The organism is Nocardioides sp. 503 (genome assembly GCF_004522095.1).
GTDB lineage: Bacteria > Actinomycetota > Actinomycetes > Propionibacteriales > Nocardioidaceae > Nocardioides.
In genome coordinates, this window is the sequence record NZ_SPUI01000001.1 from 32,037 (window position 1) to 54,555 (window position 22,519).

24 protein-coding genes are annotated in these 22,519 nt (G+C 72.7%); 20 read left to right on the forward strand and 4 right to left on the reverse strand.

The annotated features are described in order from the left end of the window. Positions 1-9 precede the first annotated feature (9 nt). The 6 genes from paaD (at position 10) to E4622_RS00215 (ending at position 4,691) form a co-directional block, all read left to right on the forward strand. Complete coding sequence (gene paaD / locus E4622_RS00190; protein WP_134738231.1) at positions 10-507, forward strand: 1,2-phenylacetyl-CoA epoxidase subunit PaaD; 498 nt, start codon at positions 10-12, stop codon at positions 505-507. Continuing rightward, positions 507-1,604, forward strand: a complete 1,098-nt coding sequence (gene paaE, locus E4622_RS00195; protein WP_134738085.1) for a 1,2-phenylacetyl-CoA epoxidase subunit PaaE — start codon at positions 507-509, stop codon at positions 1,602-1,604. Before paaD ends, paaE begins: the two co-directional genes overlap by 1 nt. Further along, complete coding sequence (locus E4622_RS00200) at positions 1,601-2,341, forward strand: enoyl-CoA hydratase/isomerase family protein (protein WP_134738086.1); 741 nt, start codon at positions 1,601-1,603, stop codon at positions 2,339-2,341. The genes paaE and E4622_RS00200 overlap by 4 nt, the downstream gene beginning before the upstream one ends. After that, the gene (locus E4622_RS00205) at positions 2,338-3,180 is read left to right on the forward strand and encodes a 3-hydroxyacyl-CoA dehydrogenase family protein (protein ID WP_134738087.1); all 843 of its coding nucleotides are present in this window, start codon (positions 2,338-2,340) and stop codon (positions 3,178-3,180) included. The genes E4622_RS00200 and E4622_RS00205 overlap by 4 nt, the downstream gene beginning before the upstream one ends. Continuing rightward, positions 3,174-3,605, forward strand: coding sequence for a hydroxyphenylacetyl-CoA thioesterase PaaI (gene paaI / locus E4622_RS00210; protein ID WP_245155818.1), 432 nt, complete (start codon positions 3,174-3,176; stop codon positions 3,603-3,605). The genes E4622_RS00205 and paaI overlap by 7 nt, the downstream gene beginning before the upstream one ends. Before the next feature lie 117 nt (positions 3,606-3,722). Next, entirely contained in the window at positions 3,723-4,691 is a 969-nt protein-coding gene (locus E4622_RS00215) for an aldo/keto reductase (RefSeq protein WP_134738088.1), read from the forward strand. 19 nt (positions 4,692-4,710) lie between these two features. Here E4622_RS00215 and E4622_RS00220 read toward each other — a convergent pair whose 3' ends face one another. Beyond that, complete coding sequence (locus E4622_RS00220; RefSeq protein ID WP_134738089.1) at positions 4,711-5,616, reverse strand: LysR family transcriptional regulator; 906 nt, start codon at positions 5,614-5,616, stop codon at positions 4,711-4,713. Between the two features lie 92 nt (positions 5,617-5,708). Here E4622_RS00220 and E4622_RS00225 point away from each other — a divergent pair, with 92 nt between their 5' ends. The 6 genes from E4622_RS00225 to E4622_RS00250 all read left to right on the forward strand — a co-directional run bounded on the left by E4622_RS00225 (position 5,709) and on the right by E4622_RS00250 (position 11,612). Beyond that, on the forward strand, positions 5,709-7,148 hold the full coding sequence (locus E4622_RS00225; RefSeq protein ID WP_134738090.1) for an amidase: 1,440 nt from the start codon (positions 5,709-5,711) through the stop codon (positions 7,146-7,148). A 1-nt stretch (position 7,149) separates the two neighbouring features. Beyond that, positions 7,150-8,061 (forward strand): inositol monophosphatase family protein, encoded by a 912-nt coding sequence (locus tag E4622_RS00230; RefSeq protein WP_209021732.1) that lies wholly within the window; start codon positions 7,150-7,152, stop codon positions 8,059-8,061. Next, entirely contained in the window at positions 8,058-8,696 is a 639-nt protein-coding gene (locus E4622_RS00235) for an NAD(P)-binding domain-containing protein (RefSeq protein WP_134738091.1), read from the forward strand. Before E4622_RS00230 ends, E4622_RS00235 begins: the two co-directional genes overlap by 4 nt. Next, the gene (locus E4622_RS00240; RefSeq protein WP_134738092.1) at positions 8,693-10,060 is read left to right on the forward strand and encodes an amidase family protein; all 1,368 of its coding nucleotides are present in this window, start codon (positions 8,693-8,695) and stop codon (positions 10,058-10,060) included. Before E4622_RS00235 ends, E4622_RS00240 begins: the two co-directional genes overlap by 4 nt. A gap of 86 nt (positions 10,061-10,146) precedes the next feature. Then, on the forward strand, positions 10,147-11,169 hold the full coding sequence (locus tag E4622_RS00245) for an RNA polymerase subunit sigma-70 (protein WP_134738093.1): 1,023 nt from the start codon (positions 10,147-10,149) through the stop codon (positions 11,167-11,169). Continuing rightward, positions 11,166-11,612, forward strand: coding sequence for a DUF6069 family protein (locus tag E4622_RS00250; protein ID WP_209021733.1), 447 nt, complete (start codon positions 11,166-11,168; stop codon positions 11,610-11,612). Before E4622_RS00245 ends, E4622_RS00250 begins: the two co-directional genes overlap by 4 nt. A 39-nt stretch (positions 11,613-11,651) precedes the next feature. Here E4622_RS00250 and E4622_RS00255 read toward each other — a convergent pair whose 3' ends face one another. After that, on the reverse strand, positions 11,652-12,449 hold the full coding sequence (locus tag E4622_RS00255; RefSeq protein ID WP_167735930.1) for an enoyl-CoA hydratase-related protein: 798 nt from the start codon (positions 12,447-12,449) through the stop codon (positions 11,652-11,654). 191 nt (positions 12,450-12,640) lie between these two features. Here E4622_RS00255 and E4622_RS00260 point away from each other — a divergent pair, with 191 nt between their 5' ends. The 6 genes from E4622_RS00260 to E4622_RS00285 are packed head-to-tail and all read left to right on the forward strand — an operon-like array spanning position 12,641 to position 17,924. Beyond that, positions 12,641-13,465, forward strand: a complete 825-nt coding sequence (locus tag E4622_RS00260) for an ABC transporter ATP-binding protein (protein WP_134738095.1) — start codon at positions 12,641-12,643, stop codon at positions 13,463-13,465. A gap of 14 nt (positions 13,466-13,479) precedes the next feature. After that, complete coding sequence (locus E4622_RS00265; protein WP_167735931.1) at positions 13,480-14,403, forward strand: ABC transporter permease; 924 nt, start codon at positions 13,480-13,482, stop codon at positions 14,401-14,403. Next, the gene (locus E4622_RS00270; RefSeq protein ID WP_134738097.1) at positions 14,400-15,491 is read left to right on the forward strand and encodes an ABC transporter substrate-binding protein; all 1,092 of its coding nucleotides are present in this window, start codon (positions 14,400-14,402) and stop codon (positions 15,489-15,491) included. The genes E4622_RS00265 and E4622_RS00270 overlap by 4 nt, the downstream gene beginning before the upstream one ends. Continuing rightward, on the forward strand, positions 15,488-16,807 hold the full coding sequence (locus E4622_RS00275) for an AMP-binding protein (protein WP_245155819.1): 1,320 nt from the start codon (positions 15,488-15,490) through the stop codon (positions 16,805-16,807). The genes E4622_RS00270 and E4622_RS00275 overlap by 4 nt, the downstream gene beginning before the upstream one ends. Beyond that, positions 16,804-17,523, forward strand: coding sequence for a gamma-glutamyl-gamma-aminobutyrate hydrolase family protein (locus E4622_RS00280; RefSeq protein WP_134738098.1), 720 nt, complete (start codon positions 16,804-16,806; stop codon positions 17,521-17,523). The genes E4622_RS00275 and E4622_RS00280 overlap by 4 nt, the downstream gene beginning before the upstream one ends. Continuing rightward, positions 17,520-17,924: an SRPBCC family protein gene (locus E4622_RS00285; protein ID WP_134738099.1), complete on the forward strand. Its 405-nt coding sequence runs from the start codon at positions 17,520-17,522 to the stop codon at positions 17,922-17,924. The genes E4622_RS00280 and E4622_RS00285 overlap by 4 nt, the downstream gene beginning before the upstream one ends. Positions 17,925-17,943: 19 nt before the next feature. Here the strand turns inward: E4622_RS00285 and E4622_RS00290 are convergent, their stop codons facing one another. Continuing rightward, positions 17,944-18,570, reverse strand: a complete 627-nt coding sequence (locus E4622_RS00290; RefSeq protein WP_134738100.1) for a TetR/AcrR family transcriptional regulator — start codon at positions 18,568-18,570, stop codon at positions 17,944-17,946. A 432-nt stretch (positions 18,571-19,002) separates the two neighbouring features. On the opposite strand from E4622_RS00290, the gene E4622_RS00295 reads away from it, so the two are divergent. After that, positions 19,003-20,229: an HNH endonuclease signature motif containing protein gene (locus E4622_RS00295; protein ID WP_134738101.1), complete on the forward strand. Its 1,227-nt coding sequence runs from the start codon at positions 19,003-19,005 to the stop codon at positions 20,227-20,229. Positions 20,230-20,253: 24 nt separating this feature from the next. On the opposite strand, the gene E4622_RS00300 is transcribed toward E4622_RS00295, so the two are convergent. Beyond that, on the reverse strand, positions 20,254-20,664 hold the full coding sequence (locus tag E4622_RS00300) for a hypothetical protein (protein ID WP_134738102.1): 411 nt from the start codon (positions 20,662-20,664) through the stop codon (positions 20,254-20,256). Between the two features lie 76 nt (positions 20,665-20,740). On the opposite strand from E4622_RS00300, the gene E4622_RS00305 reads away from it, so the two are divergent. After that, complete coding sequence (locus E4622_RS00305) at positions 20,741-22,504, forward strand: DUF2207 domain-containing protein (RefSeq protein WP_134738103.1); 1,764 nt, start codon at positions 20,741-20,743, stop codon at positions 22,502-22,504. Positions 22,505-22,519 lie beyond the last annotated feature (15 nt).

Here is a 22,519-nt window from a genome sequence, read left to right on the forward strand (position 1 = left end):
GTGAGCACGATGACGCAGGCGCTGACGGCGTACGACGTCGCGCGGACGGTCACCGACCCGGAGATGCCCATGCTGACGCTCGAGGACCTGGGCGTGCTGCGCGAGGTCACGGAGGAGGGCGGCGCGGTGATCGTGGCGATCACCCCGACCTACTCCGGCTGCCCCGCCATGGCGACGATGCGCGACGACCTCGTGCACCGGCTGCGCGACGCCGGCTACGACGACGTGCGGGTGCGCGTGGAGCTGGAGCCCGCGTGGTCCAGCGACTGGATCACCGAGCGCGGGCGCGCGGCGCTCGCCGAGCACGGCATCTCGCCCCCGGGTCCCGCAGACCACCGCGCCGGCCCGGTCGTGCTCAACCTGTTGCCCACCCGCCGCGCCCTGCACTGCCCGCGCTGCGGCGCGGCCGAGGTCGAGCTGACGTCGGAGTTCGGGGCGACGGCCTGCAAGGCGCTCTACCGCTGCACGGCCTGCCTCGAGCCGTTCGAGCACGTCAAGGAGATCTGATGTCCCTCGCCGCCAAGGCCCCCGCCCGCGTGGGCCGGGTGCAGCCGGTCTTCCACACGCTCACCGTCGCCGCGGTCGAGCGGCTGACCGACGACTCCGCCGCCGTCACCTTCGACGTGCCTGAGGATCTGCGCGAGGCCTTCGCCTTCGCGGCCGGTCAGTCGCTGACGCTGCGGCGCACGATCGAGGGCCAGGAGCACCGCCGCACCTACTCGATCTGCGCCCCCGTGGGCGACCTCCCGCGGGTCGGGGTGCGCGAGATCCCCGACGGCCTCTTCTCCTCGTGGCTGGTGCGCGGGGTGCGCCCGGGCGACGAGGTCGAGGTGCAGACGCCGACCGGCAGCTTCCGCGCCGACCCGGCCGAGGGTGGGCGCCACCTCTGCATCGCCGCCGGCTCCGGCATCACGCCGATGCTCTCGATCGCGAGCACGGTCCTGGCCGGCCACCCCGAAGCCGAGGTGACCCTGCTCTACGGCAACCGCACCAGCGGCTCCGTGATGTTCGCCGAGGAGCTCGGCGACCTGAAGAACCGACACGGGCAGCGCTTCCGGCTCTCCCACGTGCTCAGCCGCGAGCCGCGCGACGCCGAGCTGTTCTCCGGTCGCCTCGACGCCGACCGGCTGCGCCGGCTGCTGTCGGTGCTCGTGCCCGTGCGCGCGATGGACCACGTCTGGCTGTGCGGGCCGTTCGCGATGATCAACGACGCGCGTGAGGTGCTGGCCGAGCTGGGCGTCCCGGAGGAGCGGGTGCACTTCGAGCTCTTCTACGTCGACGAGCCGCCGCCCGAGCTGGTCCGCGAGATCGCCGTCGCCGACGGCGAGACCAGCGACGTGACCGTGGTGCTCGACGGGCTGTCGGCCACGGCGCCGATGCCGCGCGGCCAGGCGATCCTCGACGGCGCCCAGGCCACCCGCTCGGACCTGCCGTTCGCCTGCAAGGGTGGCGTGTGCGGCACTTGCCGCGCGCTCGTGCGGGAGGGAGAGGTCGACATGCGTCGCAACTACGCGCTGGAGAAGGCGGAGGTCGAGGCGGGCTTCGTGCTCACCTGCCAGTCCTACCCGGTGAGCGACGTGCTCACCGTCGACTTCGACGCATGAGCGTCCTGCTCGTCGAGGAGTCCGACGACCGGGTCGTCCTGCGGCTCAACCGCCCCGAGGCACGCAACGCCATCGACCAGGAGATGGTCGATGCCCTGCACGACGCGTGCGCGCTGCTCGAGCGGCACCCTCGGGTGGCGCTGCTGGGCGGCGAGGGCGGCACGTTCGCGGCCGGCGCCGACATCGGCCAGCTGCGCGAACGCCGCCGCGACGACGCCCTGCGCGGCATCAACTCCGGCATCTTCGACCGGGTGCGACGGCTGCCGATGCCGGTGATCGCGCTGGTCGAGGGCTACGCGCTCGGTGGTGGCGCGGAGCTGGCCTACGCCTGCGACTTCCGCCTGGGCACGCCCACCACCAAGATCGGCAACCCCGAGCCCGGCCTGGGGATCCTCGCCGCGGCCGGAGCCAGCTGGCGCCTGGCCGAGCTGGTGGGGGAGCCCCTCGCCAAGGAGGTGCTGCTCGCCGGCCGCGTGCTGGACGCCGCCGAGGCTCACGCCGTACGGCTGCTCAACGAGGTGGTGGAGCCCGACGACCTGCTGGCCGCCGGCCACCGGTGGGCCGACCGGATCGCGCGCCAGGCGCCGCTCGCCGTACGGCTGACGAAGACGGTGTTCCACGCACCCCGCGAGGCGCACCCGGTCATCGACGACCTCGCGCAGGCGGTGCTCTTCGAGACCCAGGACAAGCAGGACCGGATGACCGCGTTCCTCGAGCGCAAGGAGAAGAAGCGATGACAGTCCCGCAGCGGGTCGGCGTGCACGGCGGCGGCCGGATGGGGGCCGGGATCGCGCACGCGTTCCTGGTCGCCGGCGCCGAGGTCACCGTCGTCGAGACCGACGAGACCACCGCCTCGGCGGCGCGCGAGCGGGTGGCCACGAGCCTGGCACGGGCGCAGGAGCGGGGCGGCCTGTCGGAGCCCGTCGACGCCGTCGCCTCCCGGCTGAGCGTCGCGACGGACGCGTCCGCGTTCGCCGGGTGCGCGCTCGTGGTGGAGGCCGTGCCCGAGGACGTGGCGCTCAAGACCCGTGTCCTGCAGGCGATCGAGGCCGCTGCCCCCGACGCGGTCGTCGCGAGCAACACCAGCTCGCTGTCGATCGACGGCCTCGCCGAGGGCCTGGCCCGGCCCGAGCGCTTCCTCGGCCTGCACTTCTTCAACCCGGTGCCGGCCAGCGACCTCGTCGAGATCGTCGTCGGCAGCCGCACCGCACCCGACCTCGTCACCGAGGCGCAGGGCTGGGTCGAGGGCCTCGGCAAGACCGCAGTCACCGTCACCGACTCGCCCGGCTTCGCCAGCAGCCGCCTCGGCGTCGCGATCGCGCTGGAGGCGATGCGGATGCTCGAGGACGGCGTCGCCAGCGCGGCCGACATCGACACCGCCATGACCCTGGGCTACCGGCACCCGGTCGGGCCACTGCGGACGACCGACATCGTCGGGCTCGACGTGCGCCTGGCCATCGCGGAGCACCTCAGCCGAGAGCTGGGCCCCCGCTTCGAGCCGCCGCAGGTGCTGCGCGACCTCGTGGCCGCCGGACACCTGGGTCGCAAGACGGGACAGGGCTTCTACGCGTGGTGACCCCGGCCGACCAGGAGCTCGCGGAGCGCAGCGTCGCCCGCATGTGGTCCGGCGACGCGGCGAGCGGGGCGCTCGGCATGCGGCTGCTCGAGGTGGCGCCCGGCAGGGCGGTCGTGACGATGACCGTGCGCGAGGACATGGTCAACGGCTGGGGCCTCGCCCACGGTGGGCTGATCGCCTCGCTGGCCGACTCGGCGTTCGCGGCGGCCTGCAACTCCCGCGGGACCGTCACCGTCGCCGCCGGCTTCGACATCACCTTCCTGGAGTCGGCGAGGCTCGGCGACGAGCTCGTCGCGACGGCCGAGGAGCGCGCCCTGCGCGGACGCTCGGGGCTCTACGACGTGTCGGTGCGCCGAGCCGACGGCACGGTCGTGGCGGAGCTGCGCGGTCGCAGCCGCTCGACGCGGCGGACGATCGAGGACTGAGCGACCCGATCCACGAGTGCGTTCAGCGCATGCCAAGGATGCGAAGGTTGCATTTGTGCGGGTATCCGAACGCCCCTACCGTCGAGGTGCACGTCCGCCCCGACCACAGGAGACCCCATGCAGCGCGTACCTCTCGGCCAGTCGTCGATCACCGTCAGCGAGTTCGTCTTCGGGGCCGGCTCGATCGGAGGTGTCGGTACGTCAGCGGCGACACGCGGCCGCGGGATCTCCCCGGAGGAGGGCATGGCGCGCCTCGACGAGGCCTGGGACGCCGGCGTCCGGCTCATCGACACCGCCGACGCCTACGCCGGTGGGCAGAGCGAGACGACGGTCGGCGAGTGGCTGCAGAGCCGGCCCCGTGACGAGATGCTGGTGTCGACGAAGGTCGGCCTGGTCAGCCGCCCCGACGGCACCCGCGGGTTCGACAACTGCGCCGGGCACATCGCGCGCCAGCTCGACCAGAGCCTTCAACGGCTGGGACGCGTCGACCTGTTCCTCTCCCACGCGCCGGACCCGGTGACGCCGCTGGAGGAGACGGTGACCGCGTTCGCCGAGGCCCAGGAGGCCGGGCGGATCCAGGGCTATGGCCTCAGCAACGTCAAGGCCGACCGCATCGCCGCCGTCCTGGAGGTGGCCGACCGGCTGGGCCTGCCCCGACCGGTGATCGTGGAGAACCGGTTGAACCTGCTCGACCGCACCGACGAGGCGGAGGTCCTGCCCCTCGTGGCCGCCGAGGGGATCGGCTACACGCCGTTCTCGCCGCTGGCCGGAGGCGTCCTGTCGGACCGCTACCTCGACGGCGCGCCGCCCGAGGAGGGCAGTCGGATCGCAGTGGCGGGCGAGATGTACTACACCGGCTTCTACACGCCCGAGAATCTCGAGCGCGTCGGGCGGCTGCGCGACGTCGCCCGGGAGCTCGAGACGAGCGTCTCGGGCCTCGCGCTCGCCTGGCTGCGCGACCACCCCGGCGTGACGGCACCGATCGTCGCGCCCAGCCGGGCGTCGCAGTGGGACGCCGTGCACGAGGCGGGCAGGGTCCGGCTCGACGAGGACGCCCACGCGCGCATCTCGCAGATCTTCGCCTGAAAGGCCGGTCGGCCCCGGGTCAGGGGCGGCGGTAGAGCCCCGCGAACGCCTCCCGGACGACCCCGCGCATCCAGGCGTGGGCCTTGTCGTTGTCGTAGCGCTGGTGCCAGGCCAGGTACAGCGGCACGGGCGGGATGTCGAGCGGGATCGACTTCGTGCGCAGGCCCAAGGACTCGATCGTGTCGTGGCACATGTGCTGGGGCACGGCGACGACCAGGTCGCTGTGCCGGACGAAGTACAGCGCTGCGGTGCTGGTGGGCGCCGAGGCCACCACCCGGCGCGGGGACTCGAGCCCGTCGAGCGTGACGTCGACGGGGTCGCTCAGCCGTCCTCGCCGCGAGACGATGACGTGGTCGGCGCCGGCGAAGCGGGCCACCGTCATCCGGCCCCGCAGGAGCGGGTTCTCGGGCCGCATCGCGACGACGAGCTCGTCGTGGCCCAGGAGCTCGGTGCGGATCTCCGGCAGCTCCGGCTCCGTCGAGCCGATCTCGAGGTCCACCTGGCCGTGACGCAGGTCGTTGGTGTCGCCGCTCGGCTCGGCGAGCAGCCGCACGGACACGTCCGGCGCCTGGTGCTGCACGGCGTCGAGCAGGCGCGGGCCGATGGCGACGGTGACGGCGTCGTGTCCGCGCAGGGTGAAGACGCGGTCAAGGGTCGCGAGGTCGAGCTCGCGCTCGGGCGCCAGCGCGGCGCGGGCGCGCTGCACCAGGTCGTGCACCTCACTCTGCACCGCGAGTGCGTGCGGAGTGGGGGTCATCGTGCGCCCGGTCCGGACCAGGATCTGGTCGCCGGTGGCGCGACGGATCCGTCCGAGGGTGCGGCTCATGGCGGGCGCCGAGAGGTGCAGGCGGTCCGCCGCGCCGGCGACGCTGCCCTCCTCGAGCAGGGCGTCCAGGGCGGTGAGCAGGTTCAGATCCAAGTGCACGGCGGTAAACCTAGGCGTACCAAGGATGCACTGGCAAGTCATCGTCGGGCCACCTACGTTCGTGTCACCACCCGACCGAGACGAGGAGTCCCATGGAGATCTGGCAGCTGGGCGCGACCGAGGTCGCGCTCGCCCTGCGGACCGGCGCCCTGTCGTCCGAGGAGGTCACCCGGGCCGTGCTCGACCGCGTCGAGGACGTCAACCCGACGGTCAACGCCCTGGTCGAGGTCCACACCGAGACGGCGCTGGACCAGGCCCGGCTGGCGGACGACCGGCGCCGGCGAGGTGAGCCCCTCGGAGCTCTCCACGGCGTCCCGGTGACGACCAAGATGAACACCAACGTCGAGGGACTCCCGACCACGGACGGCGTGGCGGCCTACGCCGACCACGTCGCGTCGGAGACCGACCCACAGGCGGCGAGCCTGCTGGCGGCGGGGGCGGTGCTGGTCGGGCGCACCAACTGTCCTCCCTTCGCCACCCGGTGGACCACCGAGAGCGACTTCTACGGCGCCACGCTCAACCCGTTCGACCCCGCGGTGACCCCGGGCGGGTCCAGCGGCGGTGCCGCCGCCGCGGTCGCCACCGGGATGGGCTTCCTGGCCCAGGGCAACGACATCGGCGGGTCCATCCGCTATCCCGCCGCCTGCTGCGGCGTCGTCGGGCTGCGCCCCGGCGCCGGGCGCATCCCGTCCTGGGCCGGCTCCCCGTCCTTCGACCCCCCGATGTCGGTCCAGGCCTTCGTCGCCCAGGGCCCGATCGCGCGCAGCATCGCGGACCTCCGCCTCGGACTGGCCGCGATGGAGCGCTACGACCCCCGCGACCCGCGCGCCGTGGCCGGCGTCAGCCGCATCCCGCGTTCCACGGGACGCCCGCGCGTCGCCGTGGTCACCGACCCCGGCCCCGGGAGCGTCCTCACCGGCGCCACCGGCGAGGACGCGGCGGCCGCGACCCAGGTCGCCGCGGGCTGGCTCTCCGACGCCGGGTACGACGTCGAGGAGGTGTCCCTGCCCCTCCTCGGTGAGGCGTCGCGACTGTGGTGGCAGCTGGCGCTCACCGAGTTCGCCGTCGCCCTCAAGGCCGAGGTGGCCCGCGTCGCCGAGCCGGGCTACCGCGTCTTCTTCGACCTCATGTACGACGTCTACGACCAGGAGTTCGGCTCGGTCGACCTGCCGCAGTTCATCGCCGGCTGGTCGCGCCGCGGGATGCTCCAGCGCGAGCTCTCGGTCTTCATGGACCGCTACCCGCTGATCCTCACACCGGTGTCGGGGGAACCGCCGTTCGTCATGGGCGCGGACGCGGAGAGCGTCTCGCGCTCCGCCGAGCTCATGGGCCACCAGTGGCCCTCGATGTCGGTCGCGCTGCTCGGCGTACCCGCGCTGGGGCTGCCGGCGGTCTCGGGCGCGGGTGCTCCGCTCGGCGTCCAGGTCATCGGCCGCCCGTTCGAGGAGGACGCCGTCCTCTCCGCTGGCGAGGTCATCGAGTCCCGCCTCGGGGTGCTCACCCCGCTCAACCCCCGCACCGGAGGTGCCTAGCGTGTCGCACGAATCCTCGACCCCCGCCCCGTCCTGGTCCAGCGGGGGGCTGCACCAGCCCAACCCCCACCTGGAGCAGGACCGCGCGCTCCTGCCGGCGCTCGTGGCCGCGGTCCAGGAGGCCGGACGGACCATGGTCCCGCTCCAGCTCGGACGTCCCGACTTCGAGACCCGCGACGACGTGGTCGCTGCGATCTACGCCAACGACGACGCCTCGCTGGCCGTGCTCCGTCCGCGGCTGTCCGCCCTGCGCCCGCACGCGGGCTGGGTCGACGACGAGCTCGAGGGCGGGGTGCTGCCGCCGGGCGAGTGGTGGGTCGCCGACCCGGTGGAGGGCAACATCAACCACGCGCACGGCCTGCCCGACTGGGGGGTGACCGCCACCCTGGTGCGCGACAACGTGCCGGTGGTCACCGCGATCCACCTGCCCCTCACCGATGAGACCTACTCGGCGGTGCTGGGCGGCGGGGCTGACGTCAACGGCGCCCCGTTGGTCCCGTCGGCGAAGCGCGAGCTGGTCTCGGCCCTGGTCGGCACCGGTCAGGCGGCGCCGGGAGAGTCGGCCGAGGTGTTCGACCGCATCGGGACGTCGACGACCTTGATGCTCCACCACGCCATGGTCCTGCGGGTCTCGGTGCCGGCGACCCTGCAGCTGGTCCAGGTGGCGGCGGGCCGGATGGACGTCTTCTGGCAGTTCAGCCAGGTCCGCTCCGGCCTCCTGGCCGGCGCCCTCGTCGTGGCCGAGTCAGGCGGCGTCGTCAGCGACACCCGCGGGCTCCCCTGGAGCCTCGACAGCCCCGACTTCCTGGCCACCACCCCACGACTGCACCAGGCCGCGGTCGAGGTCCTCTCGACCGTCGCGCAGGTCAGCCCAGACCAGCGCGAACTCACCCATATGAGGAGAACCCCATGACCAGCATCGCCATCCTCGGCTCCGGCCGCGTCTCGCACTCGCTTGCAGGCGGGCTCGCAGCCGCCGGCCACGACGTCCACGTCGGCAGTCGGGATCCCGGGGCCTCCGCCGCCTCCTTCGAGGGCACCGGCGTCAGCGTCGTGGACGTGGCGACCGCCGTGGCCGCGGCCTCCGTGGTCGTCAACGCGACGCCGGGTGACACCTCCGTCGAGCGACTCTCCGCCCTCGCGGCCGAGCTCGACGGCAAGGTCCTGGTCGACGTCGCGAACGCCACCGTGCGGGGCGAGGAGGGCCAGCCCGGCGGTCTGCTCTACCCAGCGGGCAGCCTCGCCGAGGAGCTGCAGGCCGCACTTCCCGGGGTGCGGGTGGTCAAGACCCTCAACACCATGCTCTTCACGGTCATGGCCGCGCCCGACAGCCTGTCCGCGGCCCCCACCGTCTTCGTGTCGGGCGACGACGCCGCGGCCAAGGCCGAGGTGCAGGGCCTCCTCGGAGACCTCGGGTGGCCCGAGTCCCAGATCCTCGACCTGGGAGGTGTGGTGTCCGCACGCGGTCCGGAGTCGATGATCCTGCTCGTGCCGCACATCATGCAGGCTCGTGGCATGAAGCCCTTCGCCCTGACCGTCATCTCATGACCGGCCGGGAGCCCGCGGCACCGACCACCCTGGGGGGCTGGTCGGCGCAGGGCGGCGCGGCGACGACGGCCCGGCTCGTGGCGGCCCGCGACGCGGCGCTCGCCAGCGTGGGCTCCCACGGCGTGTTCATCGACGTCCTCGACCAGGACCGCCTCGAGACGCTCGGCGGGTCCGCGGGCGAGCTCGCCGGCGTCCCGTTCGCGGTCAAGGACAACATCGACGTGGCCGGCACGCGCACGACGGCCGGGAGCGCCCTGCTGCGCGACAGCGTGCCCGACGTGGACGCGAGTGTGGTGGCGGCGCTGCGGGAGGCCGGCGCCGTCGTCGTGGGCAAGACCAACATGCACGAGCTCGCCTTCGGGATCACCTCCAACAACGCCGCCTTCGGTGCCGTGCGCAACCCGGTCGACCCGACCCGCGTGGCGGGCGGCTCGAGCGGGGGGAGCGCGGCGGCGGTGGCCCTCGGCATCGTGCCGTTCAGCCTCGGCACCGACACGGGCGGCTCCGTCGTCATCCCGGCCGCGTTCTGCGGCGTGGTGGGCTTCCGACCCACCACCGGCCGCTACCCGGGGGACGGCCTGGTCAACCTGTCGTGGACGCGAGACACCGTCGGCCTCCACGCGGGCTCGGTCGCGGACGTCCGCCTCGTCGACCGGGTCATCAGTCGTCAGCCGTCCGCCGCCGAGCCTCGGCTCGCGGGAGTGCGCCTCGGGGTGCTGCGCTCCCGGCTGGAGGACGTGGAGCCGGCCGTCGCCGAGGCGACCGCCGCCGCCCTCAAGGCACTCGCCTCGCAAGGGGTGGAGCTGGTCGACGTCGAGATCGCGGACGACCAGGCCATCGGCGGCGGTCCCGGGCTAGGGATGGTGCTCTACGAAGCGGCCCGGCTGCTGCTCGCGCGGGCGACGACCGTGCCCGGGGGCAGCAGGTTCGCGACCTTCGGCGACCTGGTGCCCGAGCTGACCTCGCCCGACGTCCGCGGCCTCGCCCAGCACATGGCCGACCAGCCCGTCCCCGCCGAGGCCTACGAGGACGCCCGGCGCGCGCGGCTGAGGCTGCGTCGTACGTATGCGGAGGCCTTCGAGCGGTCGAGGGCCCGCGCGCTCGTGGCGCCCTCGGTCCCGGTCCTGGCCCCGCCCGTCGGCGCCGACGAGGTCATCGAGCTCCACGGCCGCGAGGTGCCCACCTTCGCGACGGTCACCCGCCACACCGCGCCCGGCACCGTCGCCGGCGTCCCGATGCTGTCCCTCCCGCTCCGGAGGCCGCACGGGGCGCTTCCGGTCGGCCTCACGCTCGAGGGCGCCTTCGGCGAGGACGCCGCGCTGCTCGCTCTGGGTGCGGTGTTGGAGAGCGCTCTCGCCCCCTGACCACGCGCACACCCGGTCCGGTGGTGATGAGTTCCGCCGCTCGCCGCCGTCTTACCTCCGACGAGACACGACGGAAGGATGATGAGATGAGCGCGGACACGCGACTGGAGGAGCTCGGCGTGAACGGTCGGGGCGAGGTGGACGAGTCGGAGTTCTCGGGCCTCGCGCAGCGGCACCGACGCGAGCTGCACGTGCACTGCTACCGGATGCTCGGGTCCTTCGAGGACGCCGAGGACGCGGTGCAGGAGACGTTCCTGCGTGCCTGGCGGCGACGCGAGACGTACGAGGGGCGGTCGACCTTCCGGGCCTGGCTCTACCGGATCGCCACCAACACCTGCCTGGACCTGCTCGCCCGACGTCGGCCCGAGCCCGCTCAGGGAGGTGAGGTGCGGTGGCTGCAGCCCTACCCCGACGCCCTGCTCGACGAGCTGCACGCGGGTGACGAGGACGAGCCGGAGGCGGCAGCGGTGTCTCGGGAGACGATCGAGCTGGCGTACCTCGTCGCGGTCCAGCACCTGGCGCCGCGCCCGCGGGCCGTGCTGATCCTGCGGGACGTGGTGGGCTGGCCGGCCAAGGACGTGGCCGATCTGCTGGGTGACTCGGTCAACTCGGTCAACAGCGCGCTGCAGCGGGCTCGGGCCGGCATGCGCGAGCACCTGCCGGCCGAACGACGGGAGTGGGGCGGCGCCGCAGAGGACCCGGCGACGCGCGAGCTGGTGCGACGGTTCGCCGACGCCAGTGTGGCCACGGACCTCGACGCCATCGCCACCATGCTGCGCGACGACGTGCGCTGCACGATGCCGCCCGTGCCCGGCCTCCACGTCGGGCGCGACGCGGTGCTGGCCGACTGGGTTGCGGGAGGCTTCGCGGACTTCGAGGGCCTGCGCGCGCTGCTGACGTCGGTGAACCGCCAGCCCGCGGTCGCCGTCTACCAGTGGCAGCACCACGAGGACGCCTACCTGCCGCTGGCGCTCGACGTGCTGGGCGACATCACCGACGGCGGGGTCGGCGAGATCACGATCTTCGGTCCCGACCGGTTCCCGCGGGTCGGGCTCCCGGAACGGCTGCCTGCGGCTGCCACGGCGCCTGTCGACGGTGGTGCGGCATGAGCGGCGGCATCCGGACCGGCGCCGTCGCCGGCGCGGCGTCGTCCCCGACCGGTGAGACCGGCCGGGCGCTGGTCGGCCCCGGGCTCGTGGCCGCGCTCGCGGCCATGGCGCTCACCACGCTCGTCGCGGCGACCGCCCGGGCCGCGGGCGTCGAGCTCGAGATCCCCGACGAGGGCGAGGAGGTGCCGCTGTCCGGGATCGCGTTCATGACCGGCTTCTTCTCGGCGGTGGGCCTCGTCCTCGCGCTCGCGCTCCGTCGCTGGAGCGCCCGTCCCGCGGCGTGGTTCGTGCGGACGACGGTGGCCCTGACGGCGGTCTCGCTCGTCCCGCCGTTCCTCGTCGACGCCGCCGCCGCCACCGCCGCCACGCTCGCCGGCCTGCACCTCGTGGCCGCGGTCGTGGTGGTCCCCGCTCTGGCGCGCCGGCTCAGCGGGCGACGTTGACCTGGGCGATCGTGGCGGCGCAACTCCGAGGCGCACCACCTAGCGTCCGACGTAGACCGGCTCCCGCTCCTCGCGCATCGCGGTGAGGCGCTCGGCGAAGTCCGCCGTTCCCATGAGGTCGTAGAGCGCCGGGAGCAGGGCGGCGAAGACGTCGTGGGCAGGGCCCTCGACGGCGCGCCGGCCCAGGCGCAGGGTCTCGCGGACGGCCAGGGGCGGGTGGGCCGCGATGGTCGTGGCGAGCGCCAGCGCCCGGTCGAGCTGGCTGCCCACGGGCACGACCTCCTGGACGAGGCCCAGGCGGAGCGCCTCGGCCGCGTCCCAGTCCTCGCCGGTGAGGAGCCACCGCATCGCGTTGCCCCACCCGACCTCCAGCGGCATCCGGACGGTTGCGCAGCCGGCCGGCGTCGTACCCCGGCTGACCTCGCCCTGACCGAAGACGCTGTCCTCGGCGGCGACCCGGATGTCGGCAGCCAGGAGGAGCTCGTGGGCCATGGCGCCGACCCGCCCCTGCACCGCGACCACCAGCGGCTTGGACAGGCGCGTGGTGGTGCCGAACGGGTTGACCAGACCCGGCCCGTCCGTGCTGTAGCGACGCGCGACCAGCTCGGGCAGGAACGCCTGGGGGTCCAGGCCGACGCTGAAGTCGGCGCCGGTGCCGGCGAGCACGACCGCCCGGGTGTCGCCGTCGTGCTCCGCGCGGTGGTACGCCGCCGCCAGGGCCGCGAAGGTGGGCGGGTCGATCGCGTTGGCCCGCCCGGGCCGGTCGAGCTGCACGAGGGCGACGGCGCCTCGCTCCTCGTAGGTCACGGTGCTCGTGGACTTCGGGGCGCGGGCCATGGGGTCTCCTCGGTGCGGGGTCCGCCGGGCTGGCGGTCGCCTCACGCTAAGGGCGGTCCTGGACGGACTCAACTGCAACCTCGGCACCCCTCGAGTTACCCAGACACATTCGACATGCATGCGTCCAGGTAAGTCATTGCGTAGCGAGAATGCACTGGTGTATCGGTCACACCGCTCCTAGCGTGAGCGGCATGGCCACCCTGTCCCGCAGCAGATCCCGTGCCCCCGCAGCCTCCGACGCGACGAGCGATGCGTCGGTCTCGATCACCGGCGCCAGCAAGACCTTCGACAACGGCTTCGAAGCCATCACCCACGCCGACCTGCAGGTCGCGCCGGGTGAGTTCGTGTCCATCGTGGGCGTCAGCGGGTGTGGCAAGTCCACGCTGCTGCGCATCGCCGCGGGGCTCACCCCGCCGAACGCCGGGATGGTGGAGGTCGGCGGCACGCCGGTCGCCGGGCCGCACCCGGGCGTGGGCCTCATGTTCCAGAAGCCCGCCCTCCTGGACTGGAAGTCGGCGCTGGAGAACGTGCTCCTGCCCGTGGGCATCCATCGACGTGTGGCCGAGGCCGACATCACCGAGGCGATGCGCCTCCTGCGGCTCTTCGGGCTGGGTGGGTCGGAGTTCAAGTTCCCCCGGCAGCTGTCCGGGGGGATGCAGCAGCGCGTCGCACTCGCCCGGCTGCTCATGACCGGCGCGACCGTCCGCCTGCTCGACGAGCCGTTCGGCGCCGTCGACGAGCTCACCCGGGAGCACCTGAACCTCGAGCTCCTCAGGATCCACGACGCCGACGCGTCGACCACGGTGCTGGTCACGCACAGCATCACCGAGGCCGTGCTGCTCTCCGACCGCGTGGTCGTGATGACCCCGAGGCCCGGCCGGACGCGCGCCGACATCGCCGTACCGCTCCCGCGGCCGCGTACGCCGGAGATGATCCGGCTTCCCCAGTTCCAGGAGATCGCGGCTCAGGTGCGCGAGGGCCTGGCCGCCACAGACGGGTCGGTGGTGGGCTCATGACGGACCAGGCGGCCATGCCCACCGTACGACGAGCGGCCCGCGCCCGGCGTTGGTCGCGCGTCCTGCCGCCCGCCGTGTTCCTAGTGGTCGTCGTGACCCTGTGGGAGGTGGCCACCCGCAACGAGTGGGTCAGCTCGCTCGTGCTGCCCCGCCCCGGCGACGTGGCCACCTCGCTCTACGAGCTGTTCTCCACCGGCCTCATCTGGGATCACCTGTGGGCCACGCTCTACGAGACACTGGCCGGGTTCGGGCTCGCCTCCCTCATCGCGGTCAGCCTCGCGCTCGCCGCGGGCTGGTCACCGCTCCTGCGCAGCATGATCCAGCCGTACGCCGTGGTCCTGCAGGTCATGCCGATGCTGGCCCTGGCGCCGATCATCATCTCAACGTTCGGCTTCGGCTACTCCTCCAAGATCGTGGTCGCGGCGCTGATCGCGTTCTTCCCGATCTTCGTGAACACGCTGACCGGACTCCTGATGCCCGACCCCCAGACCGAGGAGCTGTTCCGCTCGCTCGGCGCCGGCCGGGCCAAGACCTTCACCTACGTCCTGCTGCCCACCGCAGCGCCGCTGATCTTCGCCGGGCTCCGGATCGGGCTGACGCTCGCCCTGGCCGGCGCCATCGTCGCCGAGTTCGTCTCGGCCCAGCAGGGGCTGGGTCTGCTGGTCCAGCGCTTCAGCTACCAGCTCAACCTCGACGACGCGTTCGCCGTGATCCTCATCCTCACCGCGATCGGCCTGTTGCTCTACGGGGCGGTCGCGGTCGTGGACCACCTCGTCGTCTTCTGGCGGCGCGACAGTGGCCTGAACTTCCGCAGCAGGGTCCGCAGTCGTCGCTACCAGCGACGTCTCGGCGACCTCGACGCACCCGTCGACGCCCCCACGGGCGCGACGTCTCGGGACACCCACGAGAAGCACCCCCACCTGGAGGTAGGCGCATGAGCACATCACGAGCGAACCGAGGCATCCTCGTCGCGGCCGGACTCACCCTGAGCATGACCGTGCTGGCCGCCTGCGGAGGTGACGAAAGCGGGTCTGGCCCCAGCGGGGGCGGTGACTCCGGCACCATCACGGTGGCGAGCCCCGCGCCCAACTCGCTCTTCACCTACAACGAGGTCATCGCCCGCGAGCTGGGCTTCTACGCCGAGGAGGACCTCGAGGTGGAGCTCGTGGCCATCTCCGACGCGGTGCCCGCCGCCGCCCTGGTCGAGAACGGCAAGGTGGACGCCGCACTCATCGCCTCCAGCGACGCGCTCGCCGCGGCCGCCAAGTCCGACGACCTGAGGCTGCCGTACGACGAGCGCACCGGCGGCAGCGACTTCATCTACGGCATCGTCGTCCCGGAGGAGAGCGGGATCGAGGACCTCAAGGAGCTCGAGGGCGAGAACATCGGGCTCGCCTCGCCCGACCAGGACCTGGCGCTGCTGGCGTCGGCGCTCGAGCAGGTGGGCATGAGCCTGGACGACGTGAAGACCACCGTCGTCGGCCCAGGCGGCCCGTCGGTGGCGCAGTCCCTGGAGTCGGGGAGGATCGCCGCCTACACCGGCACCCTGCAGGACTTCGCGGCGTTCGGGGACGCCGGACTGGAGACCGAGAACATCATCCCGGAGGGCCTGGAGGGGCTCCCGGTCGGCGGCTACGTGACCACTGCCGAAGCGCTGGAGGGACAGGACGTCGTGAAGTTCCTGCGGGCGCTGGCGAAGGGCACCTACGTCGCCCTCGAGCGGCCGAAGGTCGCCGAGCTCGTGACCCGGGAGGTCGCGGCCGAGCAGTGGCGCGAGCCCGAGCTGGCGACGTTCCTCCTCGAGGGTCTGGCCTCCACGCTCGCGCCCTTCGACGGCACGACGTTCGGGGAGATCAAGGAGGAGCGCTGGCAGAACGCCCAGGACCTTCTCGTCCAGGTCGGGGCGATGAGCGCCCAGGCGGACCTCCAGCAGTTCCTGACCAGCGACCTGATCGAGGAGATCAACGACTGGGACCGCGAGGAGGCGCTGGCCACGGCGGACGCCTGGTTGGCGGACAACCAGTGACCCTGACCCCCCTCGAGCGGGCATCGCCGGTGGCCGACCTCGATCCCGCGGAGCGCATGAGCCGGGACCAGGTGGAGGCGCTGCAGCTCGAGCGTCTGCAGGCGACGGTCGCGCACGTCTACGCCCACGTCGAGCCCTACCGCGCGAAGCTGAGCGCGCTGGGGCTCGCTCCCGGCGACATCCGGACCCTGGAGGACGTGCGGCTGCTGCCGTTCACCACCAAGGAGGACCTGCGTTCGACGTACCCCTTCGGGATGTTCGCGGTCCCTCGGGAGCAGGTGGCACGCATCCACGCATCGTCGGGCACGACGGGACGGCCCACGGTCGTGGGCTACACGTCGGCCGACCTGCGCACGTGGGCCGGGCTCATGGCGCGGTCGCTGCGGGCTGCCGGGGTGCGGCCCGGGATGCTCGTGCACAACGCCTACGGCTACGGGCTCTTCACGGGTGGGTTGGGCGCGCACGCGGGCGTCGAGGCCCTCGGCGCCACCGTGGTGCCGATCTCCGGGGGCCAGACAGCGCGGCAGGCCCAGCTGATCCGGGACTTCCGGCCGGACGTCGTGCTCTGCACGCCGACCTACCTCCTGACGATCGCCGACGCGCTGGAGGAGCTGGGCGTCGACCCGCGATCGACCAGCCTGCGCCTGGCCGTCCTCGGGGCGGAGCCGTGGACCAACGAGATGCGCCGCGAGCTCGAGGACCGGCTGGATCTCGAGGCGATCGACATCTACGGGCTGAGCGAGGTCATGGGTCCCGGGGTCGGGTCGGAGTGCCTGGAGACCAAGGACGGCCCGCACCTGTGGGAGGACCACTTCCTTCCCGAGGTCGTCGACGCCGACTCCGGCGAGGTGCTGCCCGACGGTGAGGTGGGTGAGCTGGTGTTCACGAGCTTGACGAAGGAGGCGTTCCCGGTGATCCGCTACCGCACGCGTGACCTGACGCGGCTCCTGCCCGGGACCGCCCGCCCCGGCATGCGTCGCATGGAGAAGGTGACCGGCCGCAACGACGACATGATCATCCTGCGAGGAGTGAACCTCTTTCCGACCCAGATCGAGGAGATCGTCCTCGGGATCGGGGAGCTGACGCCGCACTTCGTCCTGGAGCTGTCGAGACGCGGACGCCTCGACGCGCTGACGGTGTGCGTGGAGACTCGCCCGGGGGTGGACCCCGGGGCTGCGGAGCACGCGGTGGAGCTGCTCGGGAGGCGGATCAAGGACCAGGTGGGGGCCACCGTCGGCGTCCGTCGCCAGGAGCCCGGCACGTTGCCCCGGAGCGAGGGCAAGCTGGCGCGGCTGCGCGACCTGCGACGCGGGTGAGCGGCGCAGCACCGCTACCGGTCGGGATCGTCCAGCACGTCGAGTGGGAGGGTCCGGGGCTGCTCGCCGGCGTGCTCACGGCAGCCGGGCTCGCGACCAGAACCCTGTGGATGGTCGACGGCGAGGCCGCTCCCGAACCCGAGAGCCTCGCCGGCCTGGTCGTCCTGGGCGGGCCCATGCGGGCGACCGACGTCGAGCGGTACCCGTCGTTGGCCGCGGAGGTCGACCTGCTGCGCGCGGCCGTGGCGGTGGACCTGCCGGTCCTCGGGATCTGCCTCGGGCACCAGCTCCTCGGGCTGGCGCTCGGCGGCCGGCTGCTCACCGGGCGCGCGCCGGAGGTGGGGGTCGGGCCGGTGAGCCTGGCGACCGGGTCAGCGCTCGGCCCGGAGGGCGAGTCGGTCGACGTCGTGCACTGGCACCGCGACCAGGTGTCGCTACCGCCGGGCGCGCAGCTACTCGCCTCGAGCGACGCGTGCGACAACCAGGCGTTCCGCCGGGGTACGGCGTGGGGTCTGCAGTTCCACGTGGAGGTCGACCGGCCGATGCTCCGTCGCTGGCTCGGGCACCCGCACATGCGCCACGACGTACCGGCCGGTGCTCGGGTCCTGGAGGACTTCGACCGCGCGCAGGTCGGGCTGGCGAGGCTCGCAGACGCCGCGCTCGGCCAGCTCACGCGACACGCCGCCCGGTGCGCGCGGACGAAGGGATCGTCATGACCGGCACGCCCCTCATCTCGGCCACCCGCTCCGCGGCGATCGCGGCTCCACCGCACACGGTCATCGACCTCGTCGCCGACCCACGCCGGCTCCCGGAGTGGGCACCGGCCTTCGCCGCGCGGGTCGAGGAGCGCGGGGGAGGCGTGTGGACGGTCGCGACCGGCCCGGGACCGGGCCGCGACATCCGGGTGCGTCGCTCCGACGCGCTGGGCGTCGTCGACTTCGTCTCGGTGGGGCAGCCCGACCGCGGGGCGTTCCTGCGGGTCCTGCGCGACGGTCCCGGCAGCCACGTGACCTTCACGATCGTGTTCCCCGCCGAAGCCGACCCCGAGGCGGTGGCGGAGGAGATGCGCGGGGTCGAGCAGGAGCTGGCCGCGCTGGGGGAGCTGCTTGCCCCCTGAGGCGGGTCGAGCATCGCTGTCAGGGGCGGTGCGCGACCAACCCGTCGAAGGCGATCGTCGTGATCGCCCGCGCCAGGACGTCGGCGTCGACGACGCCGCCCGGGCGGTACCACTCGACGAGCGAGTTGACCATGCCGAAGAGCAATCGGCTCACCAGGTCGGGGGCGACGTCGGCGCGCAGTGCGCCCTCGTCGACCGCCGCGGCGACCAGCTCGGCGAGGCGGGCGTCGATCCAGCGCCGGCGGGCCAGCGCCGCCTGCTCGACCTCGCCGTTGCCTCGCACGCGCAGCAGCAGCGTGACGGCGTCCTGGTGGGCGACGAGCACCCGCACGCTCTCGCGCACGACCTCGCGCAGCCGCTCGTAGGCCGTGCCGGTCGACTCGTCCACGGCCGTCTCGACCAACGTCGTCAGCTCGTCCAGCGCCTCGTGCAGAGCCTGCTCCAGCAGGTGCGACTTGCTCGGCACGTGGTGGTAGATCGCGGACTTGGAGAACCCCAGCTCCTTGGCGAGATCACCCATGCTGGTGCCGTCGTAGCCCTGCCGGTTGAACAGCTCGATCGCCCGCCGCAGCACCGTCTCCTGGTCGTAGCCCGGCCGTCCGCGCCGCGCCGGCTCTGCTGGTGGCTCGACGGCAGGCTCGGACATGCCGCCACTTTCTCACGTGTCCGTGGTCGAGCAGCGAGGAGCGCCAGCGACGAGCGTCCGTCGAGACCCGGTGAGTCGAGGCAGGCGTTCGGGTGCGGGGGTTTCGAGACGGTTGCTGCGCAACCTCCTCAACCCACGAGGCCGACCCCGGTGGTTGAGGTGCGAGCGCAGCGAGCCTCGAAACCACGTGTCGGTGGTCGAGCAGCGAGGAGCGCCAGCGACGAGCGTCCGTCGAGACTCGGTGAGTCGAGGCAGGCGCTCGGGTCGCTGCGGTTTCGAGACGGTTGCTGCGCAACCTCCTCAACCCACGACGCCGACGCCACCCCAGGGCCGAAAGTAAAATCGGAGAAAGAAGCCACTAACCCTCCACACCCTGTGGATAACCGGCCTTTCCGGCCTACCACTGTCGGTGGTCGCTGCTTGAGTAGACCCATGAGCAGCCCCGCCACCCACCCGCCGAGCCACCCCGTGCTCGCCGCCGTGCTGCGCGCGCAGGCCGAGCTCGACGCGGTCGCCGACCAGCCCATGTGGTCGATGACCCCGCAGGAAGCAGCCCTCGCGCTGGTCGAGGAGACCCGCCTCAACGCCCGCCTGGCAGCCCTCACCCTCAAGACCGCCGCCCACGCCGACCGGACCGAGGTCGGATCCGCCCAAGGCGCGACGTCCTCGGCGGCCTGGTTGGCCCACGAGACGCACATGACGCAGCGCGACGCCGCCGCGCTCACCAAGCTCGGCAAGGCCCTCGAAGCCCACGCGCCGGTCGAGGAAGCGCTGGGTCGCGGCGACATCCTGGCCGACCAGGCGAAGGTGATCGTGGAAGCAGCGGACGCACTGCACGACGACGTCGGCACGACGGTGAAAGACCAGGCCCGGGACCACCTCCTCGCCGAGGCGGCGCACTTCGACGCCAAGCGGCTACGGGTGCTGGGCGTGCACGTCCTGGAGGTCGTGGCCCCCGAGGTCGGCGAAGCAGAGACAGCCCGTCAGCTCGAGGCGCAGGAGCGCAAGGCCGAGGCGAAGACGCGGTTCACGATGCACGACGACGGCCACGGCACCACCCACGGCCGGTTCTCGATCCCGACCCATCAGGCAGACAAGCTCCGCAAACCACTCAACGCCCTGGCCGCACCCAAAGCCGGCGGCGAAGGATCCACCCCGCACGGGATGGGGTTGGCGTTCATCGAGTACCTCAACCGCTTCCCCACCAAGAAGCTCCCCCAGGCCGGCGGCATGGACGCCACCGTCGTGGTCACCATGACCCTGGAGACCCTCATGGGCGGCCTCAAGGCGGCGCACCTCGACACCGGCACCCCGATCAGCCCCGGCCTCGCGAGGCGGATGGCCTGCGAGGCCGGGGTCATCCCCGTCGTCCTGGGTGGGAAGTCCCAGGTCCTCGACGTCGGCCGCAAGATGCGGTTCCACACCAAGGCCCAGAGGATCGCGATGGCCGTCAGGGACGGCGGCTGCATCGCTCTGGGCTGCGACCGGCCCTCGGCGTGGTGCCACGCTCACCACCTCGACCCCTGGGCCCAGGGCGGCGACACCTCCGTCGAGCGCGGCGGGCTGCTCTGCACCGGCCACCACCCCCTGGCCCACCACCCCGGCTACGTCATGACCCACCACCCCGGCGGCAAGGTCTCCTTCCACAAGCGAGAGTGAGGAGCGCGTGCTCGACACTCCTCGTCAGCTCCCGACCGGCTCGTCCGGCCAGTCCGCGAACCTGCTCGTCACTCGTCCCTCGGAGTCACGGCCGACCCACTCACCGGGGCCGGACGGCCGCGCCCGCCCCCCATCGCCACCCAGCCTCGGTGAGGCGGAGGGCACGAGCCGGTACGTGCCGTAGACGGCGTAGCCATCGCTAGGGCCCATCTGCCCCAAGGTCTGCCTCACGTCGTCCACGGCATCCTCGAAGCTGCCCCACATCACGCCGGTCATGTCGTCCCACTCGTCGGGGGTCAGCATCACCAGCACCCGACGGCCGGGGCCGCCGTCGCCGGGCAGCGCCACCTCGATCGTGCCGTCGGCGACCGCGGTGGCCGCCGTCCAGTCATCGAGGGCTGTGACGAGGTCGTGCCACGAACGAACCTGTTCCATGGTCATCAGCATGACCCAGCGGCGGGTTTGAGAGCAGTGACCTCGCGCCCGGCGCCGGGGCCCTAGGCTCCGCAGCATGCGGCGCTTGGTCACCATCCTCATCAGCGTGCTCGTGCTTGTAGGGATCGCGTGCCTACCGGCGCTCTTCAACGGCGGGCCGGACGGCGACGAGGAGACCGAGAGCGAGCCCACCAGCATCACGCAGTACGACGCGACATTCGACGTCGCCGACGACGGCGACCTCAACGCGGTGGAGACCATCACGGTGGACTTCCCGGTGGGGGACCGGCACGGGATCTTCCGCTTCTGGGACCTGACCGACACCAACGATCCGCACACCCGTCTGGACGTCGAGAACATCTCGGTCACGATGGACGGCGGCGACGTCCCCGTCGACGAGTCCACGGAGCAGGGCGGACAGATCCTGGTCGCCAAGATCGGGGACCCGGACAGCACGGTCGCCACGGGGCAGCACGTCTACGAGATCAGCTACCACGTCGACGGCGTGCTCGTGGACGGCGACCTGGGCAGGACCGACTTCTACTGGGACCTGGTGCCGTCGGGGTGGCGGCAGACCATCGACCGGGCGCGCCTGACCGTCAACCTTCCGGCTCCCGCTGGGGAGGTCCAGTGCGGTGTCGGCCTCGGCGACGCGCCTCAGGACTGCGACAGCGTGGAGGGAGCGGGGACGGACACCCTCACGATCACGGCGAGCGACCTGGCCAGCAACACGCCCGTCACGCTGCGCGCGGGGCTCGACATGGACCCGCCCGAGGCGGGGCTGACCCTTCCGTGGACCTCACGCTGGGACCGCGTCCTCGGCCGGAGCCCGACGGCGCTCGGAGTCGTGGCGCTCCTGGCGGTCGGCGCGGCGCTGCTCGGCGGTCTGGCCGCCCGGCGCTCCTACGAGGCCGTGCCGCAGTTCCCCCTGATGTACGCGCCGCCCGAGGGCATCGGCCCTGCGCAGGCGACCTACATCCTTCACGAGACCATCGACCGCGAGGCCTACGTCGCCACGCTCATGTACGCCGCGGAGAAGGGCGCCGTCGACCTGGACAAGACCGACGACGCCTGGACCATCACCGACAAGGGCGGGGCGGCCGCGTGGGCCGAGCTCGACCCGGTCACGACGAAGGTGGCGCACCTGCTCGGGGGGCCGGGGTCGTCGTTCACGGCCAGCCCCGACGACGTCGAGGCCGGCAAGCGGCTGCAGACCGAGATCGAGTCGTTCGAGAAGGCCACCGAGCGCTGGGCCTCGGACGAGGGGCACCTCGTGTCGACCGGGTTCGGGGGCGTCGGCGGGCTGCTGGTGCTTGGGGCCTTCCTGCTGGCGATCGCGAACGTCATCTTCAACCCGTTCTCGATGACCGCGCTCTCGCTCGTGCCCGGCGCCTTCGCCATCTTCGCCAGCCCGCTGCTGCGACCCGGGTCGAGCACCAAGCGCACCGCCTCGGGGCGCGACCTGTGGTCGCGGGTGGGTGGGTTCCACCGGGTGCTCTCGACCGACTCCAGCGTCGACCGGTTCGACTTCTCTGGCCGCCAGGAGCTCTACACCGCCTACATCCCCTGGGCCGTGGCGCTCGGCGTCGCGGACCAGTGGGCGGCGAAGTACCGCACCGAGATGGGCGTCGAGCCGCCCGCGCCCAGCTACTTCGGCGCGAGCTACGCCGGGGCGTACGCCGGCTCGACCGTCAGCTCCATGGTCGACGACTTCGACTCCACGGTCGGCAGCGCGATCTCTTCCTACCAGGCCACACAGACCTCGTCCTCGAGCGGTGGCGGGGGAGGCGGCTTCTCGGGTGGTGGGGGCGGCGGTGGCGGAGGCGGCGGCTCATGGTGAACACTCGCAGCGGCG